Source organism: Chromobacterium piscinae, assembly GCF_021129175.1.
In the GTDB taxonomy this organism is placed as follows: domain Bacteria; phylum Pseudomonadota; class Gammaproteobacteria; order Burkholderiales; family Chromobacteriaceae; genus Chromobacterium; species Chromobacterium piscinae.
In genome coordinates, this window is sequence record NZ_JAJOHV010000049.1 from 23293 (window position 1) to 46399 (window position 23107).

Below are 23107 nucleotides of genomic sequence, written 5' to 3' on the forward strand. Positions count from 1 at the left end.
CCGGTCAGGGCGCGTCCAGGTCCAGCTTGCGGCGGATCAGGTCGCGCAGCAGGAAGCGGGACGGATGAACGGCCCGCATCAGGTCAGCCGGCAATGGCGCTGGTTCCCCTTCCAGCAGCGAGGCCAGGATTTCTCCCGACAACGGCGCGGTGATCAGGCCGCGGGAGCCGTGAGCGGTGTTGACGTACAGGCCATCGGCCCACGGGCATGCCGCATCGGGCCGCAGGCTGGCGTCGCGGGCAAGCTCGCGGTAGGCGCGGACGAAGTCGCGGGCGGCCACCACGGGGCCGATCAACGGCAGATAGTCCGGGCTGGTGCAGCGGAAGGCGGCGCGCCCTTCCAGTTGCTCCGGCGCGTCCTTTTCCAGGCTGGCGCGCAGCTCCGGCGCCAGTCCGGCCAGCATCGCCAGGTTTTCCGCATGCTCGTCGTCGTGCACGGCGAGGTCGTCTGCATCGAACTTGAACGTGGCGCCCAGGCAGTGGCGGCCGCCGCGGGCGGGCGAGATGTAGCCTTCGCCGCACAGCACGGTGCGCAGCCGGCCGCTGGCCTCGCTGGCGGCGACGCTGGTGACCTGTCCCCGAATCTTTTTCAGCGGCAGATGCCGGGTGCTGTCGAACTGCGCGGTTTCCGCCGCGCCGGCCAGCACCACCACGGATGCCACCGCCAGCGGGCCGCGCTCGTCGCTTGCGGTCCAGCTGCGCTGCGAAGGGTCGTAATCCAGCGTCAGCGCGGTGCGGCCGGTCTTGACCACGATATTCGGGTGTTCGACCAGCTTGCGCACCAGCGCGGGCGGATGCACCCAGCCGCCCTGGGGGAAAAACAGCCCGCCGGACGGCAGCGGGGTGTCGGCCAGCTCGCTGGCCGCCGCCTGGTCGAGCGGCCGCATCACGGTCTCGGGCAGCTCCAGTCCGGCCAATCCCTGCTGTTTTTCCGCTTCCTTGGCGTCGTGCGCCAGTTGCAGCACGCCGCAGGCTTGCCAGTCGGCGCCTTCCGGCAGCAGGCCGCGCAGCGCGCGCAGGCTGTAGGCGTAGCCGGACAGCACCAGCCGGGTCAGCGGCGTCAGGTGGGGGGAGAGCTTGGTGTACAGCACGCCCTGCGGATTGCCGGAGGCGGCGCTGGCGAGCTGGGGCATTCTTTCAATCACAGTCACCTGCCAGCCGCGCAGCGCCAGGCTGTTGGCGGTGGACGCGCCGGCCAGGCCGCCGCCGACCACGACCACGCTGCGCTCGCGCCAGCGCGGTTCGGGCCGGGCGAACCAGGGTTCCTGCCAGCCGGCGTCGGGCGGGACGGCGATCTCGCCATGGGCGATGTGGCGCTTGGCGCCATGCCCTGGCGCTTTTTTGACTTCGAAGCCGGCTGCTGCCAGTCCGCGCCGCACCGCGCCCGCGCTGGTGAAGGTGGCGAAGCTGGCGCCCGGAGAGGACAGGCGCGCCATTTGCTGGAACAGCGGCTGCTGCCACATGTCGGGGTTCTTGGAGGGCGCGAAACCGTCCAGAAACCAGGCGTCGACGCGCGCCTCCAACTGCGGCAGCACGTCCAGCACGTCGCCTATCATCAGCGTCAGCGTCACTCGGCCGCCGGCCAGCACGAGACGGTGCCAGCCCGGGGTCAGGACATCGTACTGCGCCAGCAGTGGGGCCGAGAATTCAGCCAGCTCCGGCCACAAGGCCAGCGCCTGGGCCAGATCGGCCGGCGTCAGCGGGAATTTCTCCGCGCTGACGAAATGCAGCCTGGCGCCGGCCGGCGCGCGCGCGTGGAAGCATTGCCAGGCGCAGAGGAAATTCAGCCCGGTGCCGAAGCCGGTTTCAGCGATGGTGAAAGAGTCATGCGGCCGCAGCGCGGCGAAGCGCGCTTCCAGTTGGTTGTGGTGCAGAAAGACGTGGCGTGTTTCCTCCAGGCCGGAGGCGCGGGAGAAATACACGTCGCCGAAAGCGGCGGACATGGGCTGGCCATCCTGCCAGACGAGTTGTGCGTGAGAGGTCATTTATGTGGTCAGCCCGTCGGCCTTGAAGGGCCAGCGGGAAGGATCGGTCGATTTGGCGCCATTGTCGCATGCCGATCAAGCGCGTCCAAGCCTGGACGGGTCATAGGGTCCACCGCAGATTGAAGGTGGTGACCGAGGTTTTGGGGTGGTGGCTGCCAACATTGACCCTGGGCAAGTAGCCGACCTCCAGCGCGAAGGATTTGCCGCCCAGGCTGATGGTGGGCAGCGCGGCCGCGCCGTTATGGCCGGATCCGTGCAGATAGCCGGCTTGCAAGCCGATGCCTGCGAAGACAGGGCCGAAGATTTCCCATTCGCGCCGCCAGCCCAGCGTGACGAAATTGGCTTCCTTGCGAAAAGAGTCGCGATAGGCGCCGGCCCGGGCGAACCAGCGGCCATTAGCCTGGTCGCCAGCGAATGCCCACTCTAGGCCCGCTCCAGGATTATCTTGATTGAGATTGCAGGTGGTGCAGCCATGATGGCGAGAGGCGCCGAACAGCAGAAGCGAGAAATCCTGTGCCTGGGAGAGTGGAGCGGAAACGAGTAGAACTGCGGCGACCAATGCGAAACGCTTCATGGCTTCCCCTTGCTGAGCGGTGGTGGTAGCGTTTGTTTTATTTGAACGTCATTGATTAATTTGAGCGTAGTCAATTCCGGGCGTTTGGCAACTCTTGAAATGGTCATCGGGCTCCCCAAAATGTAAGTTATCGACAGATCATCCGGGGAGCCGACACCATGCGATTCGACAAGCTGACCACCAAATTCCAGCAAGCGCTGGGGGATGCCCAGAGCCTTGCCGTGGCGGGCGACAATCCTTTCATTGAGCCTCAGCACCTGCTATTGGCGATGCTAGATGATGCCGAGGCCGGCATCGGCGGCCTGCTGGCGCGCGCCGGCGTCAATGTGCCGGCGCTGAAGGCCGGCCTCAAGCTGGCGGTAGAGCGCTTGCCGCGGGTGCAGGGAAATGGCGGCGAGATCACCGTGTCGCGGGACCTGGCCAATCTGCTCAATGTGACCGACAAGATCGCGATGAAGCTGGGCGACGACTTCATCGCTAGCGAGTTGTTCCTGTCGGCGCTGAGCCAGGACAAGGGCGAGACCGGCCGTTTGTTGAAGGAGCATGGCGGCAACCACGCTTCCATCCAGGCCGCCATCGACGCGGTGCGCGGCGGCGAGAGCGTCTCCAGCGCCGATGCCGAGGGCCAGCGCGAGGCGCTGAAGAAATACACGCTGGATCTGACCGAGCGCGCCCGCCAGGGCAAGCTGGATCCTGTGATCGGCCGCGACGACGAGATCCGCCGCGCCATCCAGGTGCTGCAGCGCCGCACCAAGAACAACCCAGTGCTGATCGGCGAGCCGGGCGTCGGCAAGACCGCCATCGTCGAAGGGCTGGCGCAGCGCATCGTCAACGGCGAGGTGCCGGAAAGTCTGAAGAACAAACGGCTGCTGGTGCTGGACCTGGCGGCCCTGATCGCCGGCGCCAAGTACCGTGGCGAGTTCGAGGAGCGGCTGAAGGCCGTGTTGAACGATCTGGCCAGGGACGACGGCCAGACGCTGATCTTCATCGATGAAATCCATACGCTGGTGGGCGCGGGCAAGGCCGATGGCGCGATGGACGCCGGCAACATGCTGAAGCCGGCGCTGGCGCGCGGCGAGCTGCACTGCCTGGGCGCCACCACGCTGGACGAGTACCGCAAGTACATCGAGAAGGACGCCGCGCTGGAGCGTCGCTTCCAGAAGGTGCTGGTCGGCGAGCCGTCGGTGGAGGACACCATCGCCATCCTGCGCGGCCTGCAGGAAAAGTACGAGATCCACCACGGCGTGGACATCACCGACCCGGCCATCGTCGCCGCGGCGGAGCTTTCCCAGCGCTATATCACCGACCGCTTCCTGCCGGACAAGGCGATCGACCTGATCGACGAGGCCGCGTCCAAGATCAAGATGGAGCTGGATTCCAAGCCAGAGGCGATGGACAAGCTGGACCGTCGGTTGATCCAGTTGAAGATCGAGCGCGAGGCGGTGAGGCGCGAGAGCGACGAGGCTTCGCAAAAGCGTCTGCAACTGATCGAGGATGAGATCGCCGGCTTGTCGCGCGAATACGCCGACCTCGAGGATATCTGGAAGGCCGAAAAGGCCGCCCAGCAGGGCACGCAGAGCATACGCGAGGAAATCGACCGCCTGAAGGTGGACATGGAGGAACTGAAGCGCAAGGGCGACTGGCAGAAGCTGGCCGAGTTGCAGTACGGCAAGCTGCCGCAGCTGGAAGCGCGGCTGAAGGAGGCTGAGGCCGCCGGCGACAAGGGCGAAGCCAAGCCCAACCGCCTGCTGCGCACCCAGGTGGGCGCGGAGGAGATCGCCGAGGTGATCAGCCGCGCCACCGGCATCCCGGTGTCCAAGATGTTGACCGGCGAGCGCGAGAAGCTGTTGCACATGGAGGATGTGCTGCACCGGCGCGTGGTGGGCCAGGACGAGGCGGTGACCGCGGTGGCCGACGCGATCCGCCGTTCGCGCTCGGGCCTCGCCGATCCGAACAAGCCTTACGGATCCTTCCTATTCCTGGGGCCGACCGGCGTCGGCAAGACCGAGCTGTGCAAGACGCTGGCTGGTTTCCTGTTCGACAGCGAGGAACACCTGATCCGCATCGACATGTCCGAATACATGGAAAAGCATTCGGTGGCCCGGCTGATCGGCGCGCCTCCGGGCTATGTCGGCTACGAGGAGGGCGGCTACCTGACCGAGCAGGTGCGCCGCAAGCCGTATAGCGTGATCCTGCTGGACGAGGTGGAGAAGGCGCATCCGGACGTGTTCAACGTGCTGCTGCAGGTGCTGGACGACGGTCGGCTGACCGACGGCCAGGGCCGCACTGTGGACTTCAAGAACACGGTGATCGTGATGACGTCGAACATCGGCAGCCAGCAGATCCAGGCGATGGCGACAGACGATTATCAGGTGATCAAGCTTGCCGTGATGGCGGAGGTGAAGACCCAGTTCCGGCCGGAATTCATTAACCGCATCGACGAGGTGGTAGTGTTCCATGGCTTGGATGAGAAGCACATCCAGTCCATCGCTCGCATCCAGCTGAAGAGCCTGGAGGCGCGGCTAGCCAAGCTGGAGCTGAATCTGCAGATCAGTGGCGAGGCACTGGCGCTGCTGTCCGAAGCCGGTTTCGACCCGGTTTACGGCGCGCGGCCGTTGAAGCGGGCGATACAGGCGGAGCTGGAGAATCCGCTGGCCAAGGCTATCCTCGCCGGCAAATATCCGCCGAAGTCCACGGTGATGGTGGAGGCGCGCGACGGCCGGCTGGCATTCGACTGAGCCTCGATCCTCCCTTTTCCAGAAGCAAAGAAACGGCCGCTTGCGCAAGCGGCCGTTTTTCATGGCGTCGCGCTCAATCGGCGCGGGCAGGGTGCAGGAAACAGCCAGGCAAGTGGTCGTTGACCACGCCGCAGGCCTGCAGATAGGCGTAGATCACCGTGCTGCCGACGAAATTCATGCCGGCTTTCTTCAGCGCCTTGCTGACGAGGTCGGACAATTCGGTGCTGGCCGGCACCCGTTCGTCGCTGCGCCGCCGCAGGATGGGTTTGCCGTCGACGTGCGCCCACAGCCAGTCGGAAAAGCTGCCGTGCTCCTGCTGCATTCGCAGGAACACCTTGGCGTTGCGGATGGCGCTGTGGATTTTCAGCCGGTTGCGGACAATGGCCGGATTCTGCATCAGCCGCTCCACGTCGTCGTCGGTCATCTCCGCTACTTTTTCCGGATGGAAGCCGTGGAAGGCGGCGCGGTAGCCTTCGCGTTTTTTCAGGATGGTGATCCAAGACAATCCGGCCTGAGCGCCTTCCAGGATCAGCATCTCGAACAGCTTGCGGTCGTCATGCTCGGGGCGGCCCCATTCTTCGTCGTGGTAGGCGACGTACAAGGGATCGTCGCCGCACCAGGGACAGCGTTGGATTTCGTTCATGGCGTATGCAGCAGGATGTCGATCTTGAGGCCGGTTTTCTGGATGCCACGCCGCGACGACAGGCCGATCACCAGCGGATTGCACAGATTGGCCTGCAGCGCGCCGAGCGCGGGGTGGGATTCGCGCTGTTGATCCAGCGGACGGTACAGCATCAGCAGGATGGCGGCGTCCTGCGGCTCCTGTAGTTGAAGCTGCGCGACCTCCTCATCAGACAGCTCGATCTGGAAGCGCACGCCCAGCCTTTCTGGCTGGGCCAGGCTGAAGGTGATGCCGGGATCGTCCAGCGATTGCAGCCAGTACATTTGCGGCACCGGGTGGGTGATGTCGTGAAACAGCTTGAAGCGGGTGCAGTTTTCCAGCGCGGGAATGCCCTGCGGAAACGTGATGACGGTGGTTTCATCGACCTCGACGTTGCCGAGCTGGTTGGAATCGAAGCGCATGGCGATCTCCTGTGCGGAAGTGGGTTCCGTCGGGAATGATACCCGAGCGCGGCGCTTGCCGCGACGGCGCGCTCAGGCCCCGCTTGTGCTGGCAAATTTGTCAGCCTATACATGGTATTGCGTTACGTGATATTACGCGAATGTCTTAAATGTTGAGTCGTGGACAGGGTCGTTTTCGCGTGCGTCTCGCGGTTTTCACGCAGCGTTCATCTATCGGCAAGGCGGCATGTCCGGCTCCCGGCGCTCCGGGTCCGGCCCGTCTGGAAGGGGCAACGTGGCATGGAGCTGAAACCGAAGCGCTTTCTGATACTTGATGATCAGTTGGTGCTGCGCAAGCTGATTTCGCGACAGGCCAGCTTCTTCAGCCGGTTTGCTGTGGAGATAGACGAATTCAGCGATCCGGCCGAAGCGCTGCGCAGCATCGGCGAAGGCGGCTACCACCTGGTGATCACCGACATCGGCATGCCCGGCATGAACGGGATCGACTTCATCAAGAACGTGGCCCGGCTGGGCTATCAGTCCGCGTTGCTCATCATTTCCGGCTATGACGGCAAGACTTTGCAGACCATATCGGATATGTCGATCAACCTGGGCATAGGTTGCACGCGCTTTCTGTCCAAACCTTACTCCGCTGAAGCTTTCGTCGCTTCGCTCAATAGCATATTCAACGAGATGGAGCGCAGCGCGGCGCCGAAAATAGGCGATGTCGCCCAGTTGCTGGCGGAGTTGGGAGGGGAGAGCTTCGTGATGGAGTTCGCTCCGGCGCGCTCCCTGGCTAACCGCAAGCTGGCGTCTTTTTCCCTGCGCTCGCTGCGATTGCCGGATGGCCGCAGGCTGGCGTTCGACCGCCTGCTGGCGTTGCTGGCGGGAAGGAGGATGGCCTCCGCGGCGCTGCTGGAAATCGTGGTCGAGCGCGCGGCCCGCCTGTTGCAGCACCTTCGCGTCTCAGCCGGAATCGACGATTGCCGGGTGGATATCCGCATCGATGAGGCTTGCTTGTGCGCCGACAACGTATTCGACCGCTGCTTCATGGCGCTGCAGCAATACGAGGTTTCGCCAGCCTGTTTGGGATTCGAACTGGCCGATGGACTGAACCGGCGTTCCGACGCCGTGTGCTTCGAGAATATCTCCAAGATCAAGTACCTGGGCTTTCGCTTGCTGGCGGATGGGTTCGGCCAGGGTTCGCTGACGATCAGCAATCTGTTGCGGCTGCCTTTCGATCAGATCAATGTGCCGCTGGAGGCGCTGCAGTGGATGAAGGCGCTGCTGGGGGAAGACCCGGGCGCCTTTCGTTTGCTGAAATCCTTCGGTCTGGCGCAGGCGCCGGTGTGCGCCACCGGGTTGGAGGATGAGGAGGGCATTGCGCTGGCGAAGGCTATGGGGTGCGGATTGGGGGCCGGCGACGCCGTGTCCATGATCGTACCGGAGGGGGAGCTGCAGCAGGAAGTCGCCGCTGTGCCGGGAGGGAGCCCGGCGCCGAACGGCAGTTCTGTGGAGGAGGCAAGATGAACTCTGTCGATCTGGACCGCCTGCGCATCATGATCGTCGATGACCAAACTCTGGTCCGATCATTGATTTCCCAGGCCTTGCAGAGCATGGGCGTCAAGCAAGACCGCATTTTTCAGGCGGCGGATGGCACCACGGCGATGCGGCTGTTGGACATCCGGGGTGTGGACATTGTGCTGTGCGACGTGCAGATGCAGCCGATGAACGGCATGGATCTGCTCAAGGAACTGCGATGCGGGCATACGGCCAATGTGTCCAATCTCCCCTTCGTCTTCCTGTCCGGGCATGCGGATCGGAGCAATGTGGTGCTGGCCAGCCAGCTGCACGCCGACGGCTTCGTCGTGAAGCCGCCCAAGCCGGCGGAAGTGGAGAAGTCGATACAGGTGGCGATGAGCCGCAACCGGCCAGAAATCGATCCGTTCAGTTACTACCATGTCGCCACCGGCACGGAGTACGACAAGAAGGTATTCGGCCGTCTGTTCGAGACCCGCGCGCCGGTATCTCAGGACGAGCCGGAGGAGAAGTGCTTGTCGCTGGACATGGTCAAGCCCGGCTCGGTGCTAGCCCGCGATCTGCGCAGCAAGGCGGGCCACCTGCTGTTGCCCCGCGGCGCCAGCATCTCGGCCACCCAGTTGAATGTGCTGCGCGATTTCAGCGAGCGTTACGGCGTCGCGCAGATTTATGTCGCGAACAGCGATGAGGCGGCCGCCAATCCATCTGTTGCGAGGCATTAGGCATGCAGTTGTCGGGACGCAGCCGCAGTCAGGCGATGGCGATAGGCCGAAGCGTGCTGGCCATCGTGGTGCTGCTCGGCCTGTTGCAGGCCGGCGTGGTGGCGGTGCTGCAGTTTTCCGCCTGGAGCGCCTATCAGCAGTCCGAGCTGCTGGTGCATCTGAACCAGGATGCTTACGGACTGCGCAATTTCGCCAATCTGCAGCTCAAGGAAAGCGGCCTGCTGATGGAGGGGCTGCTGGAGAAACGCCCGGACGAAGCGCAATTGAGCAGCCTGGCGCGGCAAGTGGATGAGGATTTCCTGACGCTGCTCACCACCTGGCACGGCCAGGACGAGGCTCGCTCGACCGGGCGTCTCGAACAATTGAGACGGTCGATCAAGCAGTTCCAGCAGTTGAGGGTGTCGACGCGGCAGGCAATGAAGGGCGACGCCGAGGGGAGGGAGGCTCAACTCGTCAAGCTGTACGAGGGCACCCGCGATGTGCAGCAGCAGACGCAATTGCTGCTGGACGAGGTAGTGGCGAGCATGGCCGCAGGCGGGGAATACCGCATCAGCAATCTTGTCTGGCTGCGGCAGGATGCGGCGATGCTGAGCTACTGGCTGCATTCCAGCGCGCAGGCGCTGGTGCTGCGTTCGAGCTTGAAGAGCCGGCTGGACCGGCGAACAGAGCTGGAGCTGGCCCACGGCTTGAGCGCCAGCATATTGTTGCTTGGGCGGGCGCAATCGCTGCTGGGCAGCATAGACGACGCCGAACTGTCGCGGCAGTTCGGAGAGCTGGCCATGCAGGCGAACCGCCTGCAGCTGCTGACCCAGTTGCAGCTGGAGCAAGTGGATGGCCGGCTGCAATTCAGCCAGGCCACCGACTACCGGCGGAATCTGCTGCAACTGTCCGCCTCGATGGACAAGATCCGGGTGGCCATCGGCGAGCGGGCGCTGCGCACCTTGCAGGGCAATCGTTCCAACTACCGCAACACGCTGCTGCGGGAGGGCGTGTTTGGGCTGGCGATGCTGGCGCTGCTGGGCTTCTTGTTTCATGTGGTGGTGCGCAAGGTGCTCAAGCCGCTGGACTTCTTGCAGCGCATGCTGGACGTGTCGGGCGACGCGATGCTGGTGATCGACCAGAACGGCGTGATCGACATGGCGAACGAGGGCGCGGGGCGCATGTTCGGCTATTCCATGGACGCGCTGATTGGCACCCCCGCCCGGCAACTTTTCGTGGTGGACGACGAGTTGCTGTCAGTGCTGGCCGCGCTGGAGGTGCAGGCGGGGCGGACGATGCCGGTGGAGGGCATGGGCAGCAGCGGCGAGCGCTTTCACGCGATGCTGAGCGTCGGGCGTTTCCAGGAGGGCAACCGGCCGCTCGACATCCTGATCGTGCGCGACGAGCACAAGCGGCGGTTGGCGGAGAACTCGCTGGAACGCAGCGTTGCCTTGCTGTCCGTGATATCGGAAATCGAAGCGATGCTGCTGTCGCGGGCCGAGCGCGACGAAGTGTTCCAGAGGCTGCACAACACCTTTCTCGAGTTCACCAGCTCCGAACAATGCTTGCTGGTGGCCTGGGCGGTGAGGGAAGACGGCAGTGAGGGCTTGCAGCCCCAAGCCGGGGATTGGCCGGCCTTCCTGCCTCTGCCGCAGCAGCTGTCCCAGGCGGAAATGCCGCTGGCGGCGCTGTTCCGCAGCTTGACCGCCCAGCCATCCTGGGTGTCGCTGCCGGTGATGCTGGGCGGGGAGGCAACGGCTGGCGTATGCCTGCTGCGGCCCACCTTGTCGCAGCTGGGCATCAGCATCCTGCCTTTGCTGGGCGCCTATGCCAATATCCTGGGTTTCTACGCCGAAGAAGACCGCCGCAAGCTGTCCGAGGCACAGCTGCGCGCGGTGTTGCAGGAAGAGGAAGCGGTGTATTCGGCGTCGCCGGTTGGCTTGTTGCGTTTGAACGAGCATTTCCAGATCACCCGCGCTAACCTCACGGCCGAAAGCATATTCGACGTCGGCGACGAGTACGGTCTCTCGGGCATGCATCTGATGGAGCTGCTGGCCTCCGAGCATGGCTGGTACGAACTGGCGGAGCAGATGTCCAAGATGCAGCAGGACAATGCCCGCATCCATTGCGAATTGGAATGCCTGACCGGCACCGGGCGGCCGATCTGGGTATTGTTCGAGGGGCAGCTGCTGTTCCCGGACGCCAACGAGTCGGTGATCATTCTGGCCTGCCTGGACATCACCGAGCGCAAGATGGCCGAGTTCGAGCTGAGGATGGCCCGCGACCAGGCCAATGCGGCCAACCGCGCCAAGAGCGCCTTCCTCGCCACGATGAGCCACGAGATCCGCACGCCGATGAATGGTGTGCTGGGCATGCTGGAGCTGCTGGCGCTGACCCGGCTGGATGCCGAGCAGCACGACACTGTCTCCACCATCCAGGATTCCGCCAATACCTTGCTGCGGTTGATCGACGACATTCTGGACTTTTCCAAGATCGAAGCGGATAGGCTGGAAATCGTGCCCGCCCGCACCGCGATCCGTCCCTTCATGGACAGCGTGCGCAGCCTCTACCACGAAAACGCCAGCAAGAAGGGATTGGAGCTGGCGCTGACGCTGGACGACAAGCTGGCGCCGACGCTGGTCATCGATCCGCTGCGGGTGCGGCAGATTCTGCAGAATTTCATCAGCAACGCCATCAAGTTCACTTCCAGCGGCCGGGTGGACATCCGCGTCAAGGTCATGGATACCGTTTCCAACTACCAAGTGTTGAGCTTTGAGGTGGAGGATACCGGCATCGGTATGTCGCAGGAACAGTTGAGCAAGCTGTTCCAGCCGTTCACCCAGGCAGACTCCGAAACCACCCGCCGTTTCGGCGGCACCGGCCTGGGGCTGGCGATCTGCCGGCGGCTGGCCGGCCTGATGGGCGGGCATGTGGAGATGGAGAGCGAGCAAGGCAAGGGCAGCTGCGCCAGGCTGCTGATGGAGGTGGAGTGGCTGGCCGAGCAGGTGGAGCCGGTGATGTTGCCTGAGCAGCGGGTGTCGCTGGAGGCCGTGGTCGCCGCGGCGCAGGCCGACAAGGAGATTGGATTGGGGAGTGGACTGTTCCCCATTCTGTTCGCCGAGGACAATCCCACCAACCGCAAGCTGACGCTGAAGCAATTGGAGAAGCTGGGTTATCCGGCGGATTGGGCCGAGGATGGCGACCGCGCTTTCAGCAAATGGCTGTCCGGCCGCTATTCGCTGATTCTGACCGACTGCCACATGCCCGGCATCGATGGTTACCAACTGGCGAGGCTGGTGCGCGCGCATGAGGAGTCCCATCCCGAGCGCGGCCGCATTCCCATTGTTGCCTGCACCGCCAACGCGGCCAAGGAGGAGGTGGACAAGACGCGGGATGCGGGCATGGACGACTTCCTGACCAAGCCGCTGTCCATCCTGGATTTGGAAGCCACGCTGCGTAAATGGATGAGCGCCTCTCTGGAGCAGCCTCTTCTCGCGGCCGATGTCGCGCCGCCCGCCCTCGGGAGCAAGGAAGAGGCCGGGAAGGAGCCGTCGCTTGACGCCTCGGGCATTCCCGTGGACCGCAGCGTGCTCGAGGTGTACAGCAACGGCGAGCTGAGCGTGGAGCTGGAAATCCTGCGCGAATTCCAGACCGGCAATAACGAGGATGTGGCCGAGTTGCGCGCGGGGATGGCGGCGGAGGATGCCGAGCGCGTCGGTTTTTCCGCCCACCGCATCAAGGGCGCCAGCCGCATGGTGGGAGCCAACGGCATGGGCGACGCCGCCGAAGCGGTGGAGAAGGCGGGCAAGGCGCGCGATCTGGAGCTGGCCCGGAAAAAAATGGCATTCCTCGAAGAGCAACTGGCGGTATTCGACCACTGGCTGGCCAGCCAGAACGAGACCATGGCCGAGTAGGACCCGCCCGCCGTTTGGCCGGTTGATCCCGTCCAGGCTTGGCCAGGCTGCGGGGCCGGATTAGAATCCGCTTTCATGAGCCAAGCCCAATCGCTTTATCCGCTGATCGAGCAGGCGCTGCTGTGTCCGGTCGTGGACGACAAGCTGGCGCTGGCGGAGCGCTTGCTCCGAGGCTGGCGCGGCGGCCTGCTGGTCCGGGAGGCGTCTCCCGCCGCCTATGCCTTGCCGCAGCCTGGCCGGCCGCTGCGCCCCGAGCTGGTGCATCCTGCGCGGGTGCCCAAGCGCAGCCTAGCCACTCGTCATGGGCACGGCGCCTTGCTGCATGCGATCGCCCACATCGAGTTCAACGCGGTCAATCTGGCGCTGGATGCCGCTTGGCGCTTCCGCGATATGCCGGACGCGTTCGTCGATGATTGGCTGACGGTGGCGGCGGAGGAGGCCGGGCATTTCCGGCTGCTGCAGGGACGCTTGGCCGATCTGGGTTTCGCCTACGGCGATTTTCCGGCACATGACGGCCTGTGGGCCATGTGCTGCAAGACCGATCACGACGCGATGGTCCGGATGGCGTTGGTGCCCAGAGTGCTGGAGGCGCGTGGATTGGACGTGACGCCGGGCATTCAGCGCCGGCTGGCTGGCATCGGCGATCACGCCAGCGTCGCGGTGCTGGACGTGATCCTGCGCGACGAGGTCGGCCACGTGATGATAGGCAATCGCTGGTTCGTCCGTTTGTGCCGCGAACGCGGCCTGGAACCGCAAGCCACTTTCCGCGGTCTGTTGGAGCAGCACGCGATGCAACTGCATCCCGGCGACTATAATCTGTCCGCCCGCGCCGAGGCCGGCTTCTTCGCCGACGAGCTGGAAGCGCTGGCGCGGCTGACCGAATCCGTCTCCGACGGCCGTTGAATCTCACCGAAGCAGGTATTCATGATCAAGCTGTTCCAACGCATGCGCGACAATCGCAAGCTGGCCGTCGCCACGCTGCTGCTGTCCACCCTGATATTCATGCTGGCCTCCGCGTTCTGGCGCGGCGGGGCTGCCGAGGGCGCGCTGGCCGCGCTGCTGTGCCCGTTGCTGCTGTTGTTGGCGCTGGCGGGGCAGTTAAGTTCGCTATTGGCTCTTTTACAAAAACCACGGAAATGAAACGGCTTTTAAAAACAGCGGCTTAAAGTTGCCGGGATGCGTCAGGCGGGCTTGACGCTGTCCTTTCGGCCGCGCATAATCGCGACCGGATAAAATTCAAAACAGGCTCCGCTATGGTGCGGGGCCTGTCGTTTTTTGCACTTGCGGAGTGTCTGCATAATGGAGCACCAGGTATTCCTGCGTCAGCTGGAAGCCAATGCGCTGCCTGCGTCGGATTTCAATCATCGAGCCCACCTGTACGCAGCCTGGGGTTATCGCCGGGAATACCCGGCCCCCGAAGCGGCCGCGCGCTGCGCGCATGCGCTGTCGCGTTTCGCGATGGCCAATGGCGCGGCCACCAAGTACAACCATACGCTGACGATGGCGCTGCTGGCCATCGCGTACAGCCGCGTCGAGTCCTGCCCCTCGCTGATGGAGGACTGGCCGGCCTTCCTCGACCGCTGCAGCGATCTGGCCTGCGACGCCCGCGCCGTGCTGGAGCAATACTATTCAGCGGAGCGTCTGCAGACGGACTCCGCGCGCAAGGCCTTCGTCAAGCCGGACCGGGAGCCGTTGCCGGTTTCCTGTCTGCTCAACTGATACACCGGAATTTCCCACGCAATGATCAAAGCACCCGAACTCTTGCTGCCCGCCGGCACGCTGGACAAGATGCGCGCCGCCTATGATTTCGGCGCCGACGCCGTGTACGCCGGCCAGCCGCGCTACAGTCTGCGCGCCCGCAACAACGACTTCAAGCTGGAAGAGCTGAAGCAGGGCATAGATGAGGCCCACGCGCGCGGCAAGCTATTCTTCGTCGCCAGCAACATCCTGCCGCACAACAGCAAGATCAAGACCTATATGGCCGACATGGAGCCGGTCATCGCGATGAAGCCGGACGCGCTGATCATGGCCGATCCGGGTCTGATCATGATGGTTCGCGAAAAATGGCCGGAAGTGCCGATCCACCTGTCGGTGCAGGCGAATACCGTCAACTACATGGGCGTCAAGTTCTGGCAGAAGCTGGGCGTGTCGCGCATCATCCTGTCGCGCGAGCTGAGCCTGGACGAGATCGCGGAAATCCGCCAGGAATGTCCGGACATGGAGCTGGAGGTGTTCGTGCACGGCGCCTTGTGCATCGCCTATTCGGGCCGCTGCCTGCTGTCCGGCTACTTCAATCACCGCGATCCTAACCAGGGCACCTGCACCAACGCCTGCCGTTGGGATTACAAGATGCACGATACCGAGGGTGATGCCGCCGGCGACGTTCAGGTGATCCAGTTCGACTTCAACAAGGCGATGGAAGAAGCCAACCAGAGCTTCTCGTCCTGCGGCAGCCAACAGCGCCACCCGCTGGCCGACAAGACCTATCTGATCGAAGAGGGCAGCCGTCCGGGCGAGCTGATGCCCATCATCGAGGACGAGCACGGCACCTATATCATGAACTCCAAAGACCTGCGAGCCGTCGAGCAGGTGGAGAAGCTGGTCAAGATCGGCGTGGACTCGCTGAAAATCGAAGGCCGCACCAAGAGCCTGTACTACGTGGCGCGCGCCGCGCAGGTGTATCGCAAGGCGATCGACGACGCCGTCGCCGGCCGCCCGTTCGACCTCGGCCTGCTGGCCGATCTGGACGGCCTGGCCAACCGCGGCTACACGCCGGGCTTCCTGGAGCGCCACCAGAGCCAGGATTACCAAAACTACCTGACCGGCCATTCCAAGGCCAAGCAGAGCCAATACGTCGGCGACGTGATCGAAGTGGATGCCGAAGGCTGGGCGCTGGTCGAGGTGAAGAACCGCTTCGCCGTCGGCGACAAGCTGGAAGTCATCCATCCGTCCGGCAACCGCATGATTGAGCTGGCCGCGATGACCCGCAACGGCGAGGCGGTGCAGGTCGCGCCGGGCAACGGCATGCAGGTGCGCATCCCGGGGCTGGCCGGCTATGACGGCAAGGCGCTGATCACCCGCTTGCTGTAATTCCCGAGCGCTCGCTTAGTATCGAAAGGCTGCCTTTGGCAGCCTTTTTGTTTTGAGGGTTGTAGCCTGGCTGCAAGGTCGGTGTTGCGCGATTTCCACGCGGCTGGTCGATCATTTGTTTTTTAATGCCAATGTCTTGCATTGCCGGCTGGCAAAGGGCTGCAGGGAGTCGGTGGGTGTCTGGCGCCGACGATTGCAAGCGCGCGTATGGCTGTCGCGCGCTGTTGCTCTGAACGTTTACCTTTCGCCCGCTTGCGCGCATTCGGGAATATGGTTAAAAAGTAGTGACATAAATATGAATGCGTTGATTTTATTAAACGCATCAGTGCAGTACGGAGACCAAGAGAGGAAACGATGATGCCCGCCGCCTGTCGCTGTCCAGTAGACTTCGCGCTTTTCAGCCATCCTTCCCGTCCGTTCGCGGAAGCCCCGCGCGCCGGTCCGCCTTCCCGTCCCTTCCCGCTCAGCTGAACCCATACCATCCGTTTGCCGTTTTACATGCTGTAACGCCGTAATCATTGCGGCCGGGGCCGCAAGGTATATGTTGGCATTATGCCGCCGCGCGTCTGCGGCGGATTGTCAGCGGCTAGACAGCATGGAACGCAGTGATTCGAAGTTCCGCCGCTTGGCGTGGCCGGTCAATATTCGGCATGTCCATATGACGCGCGTCGCCGCGTCGGGATCGCCGCAGGCCGCTCCGGGACGGGGACGTTTATGGTCGTGCCACTTTAGGAAGCCTGTCATGAAGAAGAAACTGGTTCGCAACGCGCTGTATTCGCTGCTGTTGCTGCTGCCGGCCGCCGGCGCGCTGGCGGCGGACAAGGTGCTCAACGTCTACAACTGGTCCGACTACATCGCCAAGACCACCATCCCGGGCTTCGAAAAGCAGACCGGGGTCAAGGTGAAATACGATGTCTACGACAGCGACGACACCTTGCAGGCCAAGATGCTGACCGGCCGCGCCGGCTACGACATCGTGGTGCCCACATCCAATTTCATGGCCAAGCAGATCGAGGCCGGCATCTACCAGAAGCTGGACAAGTCCAAAATCCCCAATCTGTCGCATCTGGACAAGGCGCTGATGGCCAAGATCGTCGACGCCGATCCCGGCAACGCCCACGGCGTGCCCTGGGCCTACGGCACCGACGGCCTGGGCTACAACTACACCAAGGTCAAGGCGCTGCTGGGAGCCGGCGCGCCGCTGGACAGTTGGGACATCCTGTTCGATCCCAAGTATGTGTCCAAGTTGAAGGGCTGCGGCGTGTCGGTGCTGGACCAGGCCAACGACGTGTTCGCGGTCACGCTGCACCATCTGGGCAAGGACCCGAACAGCAAGAATCCCGCCGACTACCAGGCGGCGTTCGAGGCCCTGAAGAAGATCCGCCCCTACATCACCCAGTTCAACTCTTCCGGCTACATCAACGATCTGGCCAACGGTGACATCTGTCTGGCGCTGGGCTGGTCCGGCGACGTCAACATCGCCAAGCACCGAGCCGCGGAGGCCAAGCGCTCCTATCAGCTGGGCTACGTGATCCCCAAGTCCGGCGCGCCGATCTGGTTCGACGTGATGGTGATTCCGAAAGACGCGCCGCATCCGGAGGAGGCGCACAAGTGGATCAACTACATCGAGACGCCCGAGGTGAACGCCGAGATCACCAACGAGGTGTTCTATCCCACCGTCAACGCGGCGGCCCGCAAGTTCGTCAAGCCCGAGATCGCCAACGATCCCACCATCTATCCGCCGGAGCCGGTGATGAAAACGCTGTTCCTGCTCAAGCCGCTGCCGCCGGACATCATGCGGCTGCAGAACCGGCTGTGGACCCAGCTGAAGACCGGCCGCTGAGCCAGCCCGGGGCCGGACAGGCTCCGGCCCGGCCTTTCATCGCATAAGCACAATCGTCCGCCGCCCGGGTGTTTCGGGACGGCCGGACAGCTGTGGAACATCGGCCGCCTATCCTGGCGGACGACGGGCATCGGCGCGCGCGCCGCCGATGGAGATGCAACGCTTTGACGCCGCGGGCGTCGTGGTGCCGCCATGAAACTACCGGATCTGAAACGCTGTCTGCCGACGGGCAGGGGGGCCGCGATAGGCGTGCCTTTCCTGTTCCTGTTCGTCTTTTTCCTGCTGCCCTTCCTGCTGGTGGTGGGCATCAGCTTCTCCCAGCAGCAGCTGGGCATTCCGCCGTACACGCCGCTAGTCAAGTTTGAAAACGACGTGGTCGGCATCGCGCTCAATATCGGCCACTACAAGTTCATGCTGAGCGACGACCTGTACTTCGCCACCTACATCAGCTCGGTGAAGATGGCCTTCGTCTCCACTGTGTTGTGCCTGTTGATCGGCTACCCGATGGCCTACTACATCGCCCGGGCCGAGGGCGCGACGCGCAACACGCTGATGATGATGGTGATGCTGCCGTTCTGGACCTCCTACCTGATCCGCGTTTACGCCTGGATCGGCATCCTGAAGAACGACGGCTTCCTCAACCAGTTCCTGCTGTGGCTGGGGGTGATAGACAGCCCGCTGCATCTGTACCACACCAATTGGGGCGTCTACATCGGCATGGTGTTTTCCTACTTGCCGTTCATGATCATGCCCTTGTACGCCCACCTTGTGAAAATGGACCTGACGCTGCTGGAAGCCGCATACGACCTGGGCGCCAAGCCGTGGCGCGCGTTCTGGCAGGTGACCTTGCCTTTGTCCAAGAACGGCATCATCGCCGGCAGCCTCTTGGTGTTCATCCCGGCGGTGGGCGAGTACGTGATCCCGGAGCTGCTCGGCGGCTCGGACACGCTGATGATAGGCCGGGTGATGTGGGATGAGTTCTTCAACAATATGGACTGGCCGATGGCCGCCACCGTCACTTGCTGCATGGTGGTGCTGTTGCTGGTGCCGATGGCGCTGTTCCAGCATTACCAAGTCAAGAGCATGGAGGAGGCGCGATGATCAAGCCGAGCAAACCCTTGTCTATCCTGGTGCTGGGGCTGGGCTACGCCTTTCTCTACTTGCCCATCGCGCTGCTGGTGATCTATTCGTTCAACGAATCCAAGCTGGTGACGGTATGGTCCGGCTTCTCCACCAAGTGGTACGCGGCGCTGCTGGACGATGACGAGCTGATCAGCGCCGCCTGGCTCAGCCTGAAGATCGCGCTGATGACGGCCACGGCGTCGGTGGTGATGGGCACCTGGGCCGGCTTCGTGCTGGGGCGCTTCGGCCGCTTCCGGCTGTTCGCGCTGTTCACCGGCATGGTCAACGCGCCGCTGGTGATTCCGGAAGTGATCCAGGGCATCTCGCTGCTGCTGTTGTTCGTGGCGATGGAGCAGAGCTTCGGCTGGCCGGAGGGGCGCGGCGTGTTCACCATTTGGATAGGCCACGTGATGCTGTGCGTGTCCTACGTCACCATCGTGGTGCAGTCGCGGGTAAGGGAACTGAACCTGTCGCTGGAGGAAGCGGCGATGGACCTGGGCGCGCGGCCGCTGAAGGTGTTCTTCGTCATCACGCTGCCCTTGATCTCGCAGGCGCTGGTATCGGGCTGGTTGCTGTCTTTCACCTTGTCGCTGGACGACCTAGTGCTGACCGCCTTCCTGTCCGGCCCGGGCTCCACCACGCTGCCGATGGTGATCTTCTCCCGCGTGCGGCTGGGCCTGAATCCGGAAATGAACGCGCTGGCCACCTTGTTCATCGTGCTGGTGTCGCTGGGGGTGGTGGCAGCCAATATCTATATGAGCGCGATGACGCGCAAGCGGGAAAAGGAGATGCGCTTGGCCTTCGCCAATAGTTGACAACGGCGGGCGATGCGGCCCAGAGCCAGGGCTGCGCCTGCCGTGCCGGGCGGTTGCGGATGGAAACAACGACAAGCAGTGCGGCACAAGGAGAAACGAAGATGAAGAGGTTACTGATCAGCGCGGCGATCGCGGCCTTGCCAGGCATGGCGATGGCCGACGCCAAGGCGGACGAGATCGCCAGGTTGAAGTCGCAGATGCAGAAGCTGCAGCAGCAGATGGCGGAACTGCAGAAGGCGGTGGAGGCGGCAACGGCGCCGGTTGGCGGGCAGAAGGAGGCCGCGGTGGCTGGGGGCGACGACGCCAACACCGAGCTGAAAGAGCGGGTGGCGAATATGGAGCTGAAGGTGGACAAGCTCAACACCGCATCCACCGACGGGCCGTTGGCCGGCCTCAGCGTCACCGGCTATCTCGACCCCACCTATATCTACAACCGCAACAACAACAGCTCCGGCTTCCAGTTCCTGAACCACCAGAATGTCTACGCTTACAGCAACAGCACCTTCGGCGACGTCTACCTGGACATCAAGAAAACCTTCGGCGTCGGCCCCACCGCGCCCAGCGCCGAAATCAGCATCATGCCCAACCGCGGCAGCGGCAACACGCTGCTGGACGGCGGCAGCGGCAACAACATCGTCAACACCGCGGTGATCAACTTCCCGCTGTCCGACACCTGGACCTTCAACGCCGGCCTGATGAACAGCTTCGGCGGCTACGAGGTGCAGCAGTCCAATCAGATGGTGACGCTGACCCACGGCCTGCTGTACGACTTCAGCGACCCGGGCAGCTATGTCGGCGCCGGCTTCAACTGGAGCCACGACGTGTGGGCGTGGAAGTTCCTGCTGGCTAACGAGCAATACCGCACCCACGCCAACTTGGCCAATACCGGCACCAATTCCGCTAACGGCAATCCGCAGGTGAAGAGCAACAACACGCCCACCTTCACCGCGCGCGTCGATTACACCTGGAGCAGCGCGCTGGATCTGGGCTGGTCGTTCAACGCTGGCCGGCAGACCTTGCTGACCAGCGCGGCCCAGTCGGCGACAAGCCCCGTTCCGGTGACCAATGGCTGCCTGGGCGGCAATGTCGGCTTCGGCTACCAGTGCGTGTCCGCCGATCCTTACTCCAATTACTTCTTCACCGAGGCCGACGCCAGCTACACGCTGGGCGACATCCAATACAACGCCGAGCTGGACTACGGCCAGCAGCAGAAAGCGGCCTGGAACGGCGGCTCGGCGCAGTGGTACGGCGTGTCGCTGCTGGGCCACCGCAAGTGGATGACGGAGTCGCTGGGCAAGATGGGCGCCACGCTGCGCTACGACTATCTGAACAACAGCAAGAATGGCGGCGGCGGCGGCGGCGTGGCGCTGGGCGCGGGAGGCTACGACGGCGTCAATGGTTTCGGCGTCGACCCGGCCTGCCTGGCCAGCGGCTCCACCAATTGCAAGGGCGCCAACCGCATGGCGCTGACCGCCGACCTGCTGTTCTTCCCGACCGATCAGTTCACGCTGAAGTTGGAGTACCGGCACGACTGGGCCAGCCAGGCGGTATTCCAGCGCAACGACGGCAGCATGAAGAAGGGCAACGACATGTTGGGCGCGCAGGCGGTTTATACCTTCTAAATGTTTTGCTTCCCGCAGGCAGCGGCGTCGTCCGCTGCCTTTTTATTTGCGCCGCGCTGCGCAAAATGCCTTTATCATTGCCATCTTTCCATGCTGGCCGGCGCGTCCATCCGGCGAAAATGGCCGGCTCATGCCGTATGGGATCAAATGATGGTCGATTCCAGCCGGATCGGGCGAGGCCAAGCATTGCCCGCATCGGCGCGGGCGCATACAATCAAACACACATTTTTCAGAAGCGAAGACATTTTTTCGTTTTCGCGGCATTTCGTGGGGCTATCAATGACGATTCATCAACTGATCAACGAACGGGTTCAGGCAGCGCTGGCGGCAGCGGGCGCGCCTGACGCGCCTGCCGTGGTCCAGCCGGCTTCCAAGCCGGAATTCGGCGACTACCAGGCCAACGGCGTAATGGGCGCCGCCAAAGCGCTGAAAACCAATCCGCGCGCGCTGGCCGAAAAGGTCGTCGCCGCGCTGGATCTTGCCGGCATCGCCGACAAGGTGGAAATCGCCGGTCCGGGTTTCATCAATATTCATCTAGCCCCTGAATATCTGGCCCGACGAAGCGAAGCCGCCCTGAAAGACGACAAGCTGGGCATCGCGCCGGTGCAGCCGCTGCGTGTGATGGTGGAGTATTCCTCGCCCAACCTGGCCAAGGAAATGCACGTCGGCCACCTGCGCTCGTCCATCATCGGCGACGCGCTGGCGCGCGTGATGGAATACGTCGGCCACGACGTGGTCCGCGCCAACCACGTAGGCGACTGGGGCACTCAGTTCGGCATGCTGGTGGCCTACCTGGTGGAAACCAGTCACGCGGGCGACGCCGACCTGCAGCTGTCCGATCTGGAAACTTTCTACCGCAACGCCAAGATCCGCTTCGACGAAAGCGAGGACTTCGCCAACACCGCGCGCGACTACGTGGTCAAGTTGCAAGGCGGCGATGCGGAAGTGCTGAAGCTGTGGCGCCGTTTCGTCGACGTGTCGCTGAAGCATTGCGAAGAGGTTTATCAGACGCTGAACGTTGGCCTGAAGCGCGAGCACGTGCGCGGCGAATCGTCGTACAACGACGACCTGCCGGTGATCGTGCAGGAGTTGCGCGCGGCCGGCCTGCTCACCGAGAGCGACGGCGCCCAGGTGGTGTTCCTGGAGGAGTTCCGCACCCAGGAAGACCAGCCGATGGGCGTGATCGTCCAGAAGAAGGACGGCGGCTTCATCTACACCACCACCGATATCGGCGCGGTGCGCTACCGCCACCGCGAGCTGAAGCTGGACCGCGTGATCTACGTGGTGGACGCGCGCCAGAGCCAGCACTTCGCCCAGATGTTCACCATCTGCCGCAAGGCCGGTTTCGCGCCGGAAGCGATGAAGCTGGAGCATGTCGGCTTCGGCGTGATGATGGGCGACGACGGCAAGCCGTTCAAGACTCGCTCCGGCGGCACGGTCAAATTGATCGAACTGCTGCACGAGGCGCAGGAGCGCGCCTACGCGCTGGTGGCGGAGAAGAATCCGGACCTGTCCGAAGAGCAGAAGCGCGAGATCGCCAACGCGGTGGGCATCGGCGCGGTGAAGTACGCCGACCTGTCCAAGAACCGGATGAGCGATTACATCTTCAACTGGGACACCATGCTGGCCTTCGAGGGCAACACCGCTCCGTATCTGCAGTACGCGTATACCCGCGTGCAGAGCGTGTTCCGCAAGGCCGAGGGCTATGACGCCAACGCCAAGATCGTGATCACCGAGCCGGCCGAGAAGCAGCTGGCCGCCGCGCTGGCGCAGTTCGAGGACACGCTGAACGCCGTGGTGGAAGGTTGCTACCCGCACTACCTGTCCCAGTACCTGTACCACATCGCCACGCTGTTCTCGCGCTTCTACGAAGCCTGCCCGATCCTCAAGAGCGAGGGCGAGGTCCGCGCCAGCCGCCTACAGCTGTCCGCGCTGACCGCCCGCACGCTGAAGACCGGTCTGGACCTGCTGGGCATCAAGGTGCTGGAATCGATGTAAACGCCGAGGCCATGGCCATCGCGAGGAACCCCGCCGCATCCGGCGGGGTTTTTTCATTGATGGGCGGCTGGGGCGTATTTCCTGAACGGATTGGACCGGAGGCTG

17 protein-coding genes are annotated in these 23107 nt (G+C 63.5%); 13 read left to right on the forward strand and 4 right to left on the reverse strand.

Annotation, left to right across the window (positions count from 1 at the left end; translation table 11 throughout):
• Positions 1 to 4: 4 nt before the first annotated feature.
• Together mnmC and LQR33_RS13185 are read right to left on the reverse strand one after the other, a co-directional pair.
• Complete coding sequence (mnmC, locus tag LQR33_RS13180; RefSeq protein ID WP_166440491.1) at positions 5 to 1984, reverse strand: bifunctional tRNA (5-methylaminomethyl-2-thiouridine)(34)-methyltransferase MnmC2/FAD-dependent 5-carboxymethylaminomethyl-2-thiouridine(34) oxidoreductase MnmC1; 1980 nt, start codon at positions 1982 to 1984, stop codon at positions 5 to 7.
• Between the two features lie 100 nt (positions 1985 to 2084).
• On the reverse strand, positions 2085 to 2558 hold the full coding sequence (locus LQR33_RS13185; RefSeq protein WP_231469282.1) for a hypothetical protein: 474 nt from the start codon (positions 2556 to 2558) through the stop codon (positions 2085 to 2087).
• A gap of 158 nt (positions 2559 to 2716) precedes the next feature.
• Here LQR33_RS13185 and clpB point away from each other — a divergent pair, with 158 nt between their 5' ends.
• Positions 2717 to 5296, forward strand: a complete 2580-nt coding sequence (gene clpB / locus LQR33_RS13190) for an ATP-dependent chaperone ClpB (protein ID WP_166440493.1) — start codon at positions 2717 to 2719, stop codon at positions 5294 to 5296.
• 73 nt (positions 5297 to 5369) lie between these two features.
• Here clpB and LQR33_RS13195 read toward each other — a convergent pair whose 3' ends face one another.
• Together LQR33_RS13195 and fliW are read right to left on the reverse strand one after the other, a co-directional pair.
• Positions 5370 to 5939, reverse strand: a complete 570-nt coding sequence (locus tag LQR33_RS13195; protein ID WP_269326250.1) for a DNA-3-methyladenine glycosylase I — start codon at positions 5937 to 5939, stop codon at positions 5370 to 5372.
• Positions 5936 to 6379: a flagellar assembly protein FliW gene (fliW, locus tag LQR33_RS13200; protein WP_166440495.1), complete on the reverse strand. Its 444-nt coding sequence runs from the start codon at positions 6377 to 6379 to the stop codon at positions 5936 to 5938. Before fliW ends, LQR33_RS13195 begins: the two co-directional genes overlap by 4 nt.
• A 279-nt stretch (positions 6380 to 6658) precedes the next feature.
• Here fliW and LQR33_RS13205 point away from each other — a divergent pair, with 279 nt between their 5' ends.
• The 12 genes from LQR33_RS13205 (at position 6659) to argS (ending at position 23002) form a co-directional block, all read left to right on the forward strand.
• Entirely contained in the window at positions 6659 to 7888 is a 1230-nt protein-coding gene (locus LQR33_RS13205) for an EAL domain-containing response regulator (RefSeq protein ID WP_221664492.1), read from the forward strand.
• Positions 7885 to 8619: a response regulator gene (locus LQR33_RS13210; RefSeq protein WP_166440497.1), complete on the forward strand. Its 735-nt coding sequence runs from the start codon at positions 7885 to 7887 to the stop codon at positions 8617 to 8619. The genes LQR33_RS13205 and LQR33_RS13210 overlap by 4 nt, the downstream gene beginning before the upstream one ends.
• A 2-nt stretch (positions 8620 to 8621) precedes the next feature.
• Positions 8622 to 12512 (forward strand): ATP-binding protein, encoded by a 3891-nt coding sequence (locus LQR33_RS13215; RefSeq protein WP_231469284.1) that lies wholly within the window; start codon positions 8622 to 8624, stop codon positions 12510 to 12512.
• A gap of 75 nt (positions 12513 to 12587) precedes the next feature.
• Positions 12588 to 13415: a ferritin-like domain-containing protein gene (locus LQR33_RS13220; protein WP_221667090.1), complete on the forward strand. Its 828-nt coding sequence runs from the start codon at positions 12588 to 12590 to the stop codon at positions 13413 to 13415.
• A gap of 21 nt (positions 13416 to 13436) precedes the next feature.
• Positions 13437 to 13652: a hypothetical protein gene (locus tag LQR33_RS13225; protein ID WP_021477934.1), complete on the forward strand. Its 216-nt coding sequence runs from the start codon at positions 13437 to 13439 to the stop codon at positions 13650 to 13652.
• 159 nt (positions 13653 to 13811) lie between these two features.
• Positions 13812 to 14231 carry a hypothetical protein gene (locus LQR33_RS13230; protein WP_021477935.1) on the forward strand — a complete coding sequence of 140 codons (420 nt, stop codon included), beginning with the start codon at positions 13812 to 13814 and terminating at the stop codon, positions 14229 to 14231.
• A 24-nt stretch (positions 14232 to 14255) separates the two neighbouring features.
• On the forward strand, positions 14256 to 15602 hold the full coding sequence (trhP, locus tag LQR33_RS13235) for a prephenate-dependent tRNA uridine(34) hydroxylase TrhP (protein WP_231469296.1): 1347 nt from the start codon (positions 14256 to 14258) through the stop codon (positions 15600 to 15602).
• Positions 15603 to 16344: 742 nt separating this feature from the next.
• A complete protein-coding gene (locus LQR33_RS13240; protein WP_021477937.1) occupies positions 16345 to 17445 on the forward strand; it encodes a polyamine ABC transporter substrate-binding protein in 1101 nt (366 codons plus the stop codon).
• Positions 17446 to 17637: 192 nt separating this feature from the next.
• A complete protein-coding gene (locus LQR33_RS13245) occupies positions 17638 to 18546 on the forward strand; it encodes an ABC transporter permease subunit (protein WP_231150768.1) in 909 nt (302 codons plus the stop codon).
• On the forward strand, positions 18543 to 19382 hold the full coding sequence (locus LQR33_RS13250; protein WP_166440501.1) for an ABC transporter permease subunit: 840 nt from the start codon (positions 18543 to 18545) through the stop codon (positions 19380 to 19382). The genes LQR33_RS13245 and LQR33_RS13250 overlap by 4 nt, the downstream gene beginning before the upstream one ends.
• A gap of 101 nt (positions 19383 to 19483) precedes the next feature.
• Positions 19484 to 21004, forward strand: coding sequence for a DUF3138 family protein (locus LQR33_RS13255; RefSeq protein WP_231469287.1), 1521 nt, complete (start codon positions 19484 to 19486; stop codon positions 21002 to 21004).
• A gap of 279 nt (positions 21005 to 21283) precedes the next feature.
• A complete protein-coding gene (gene argS / locus LQR33_RS13260; RefSeq protein WP_221664488.1) occupies positions 21284 to 23002 on the forward strand; it encodes an arginine--tRNA ligase in 1719 nt (572 codons plus the stop codon).
• Positions 23003 to 23107 lie beyond the last annotated feature (105 nt).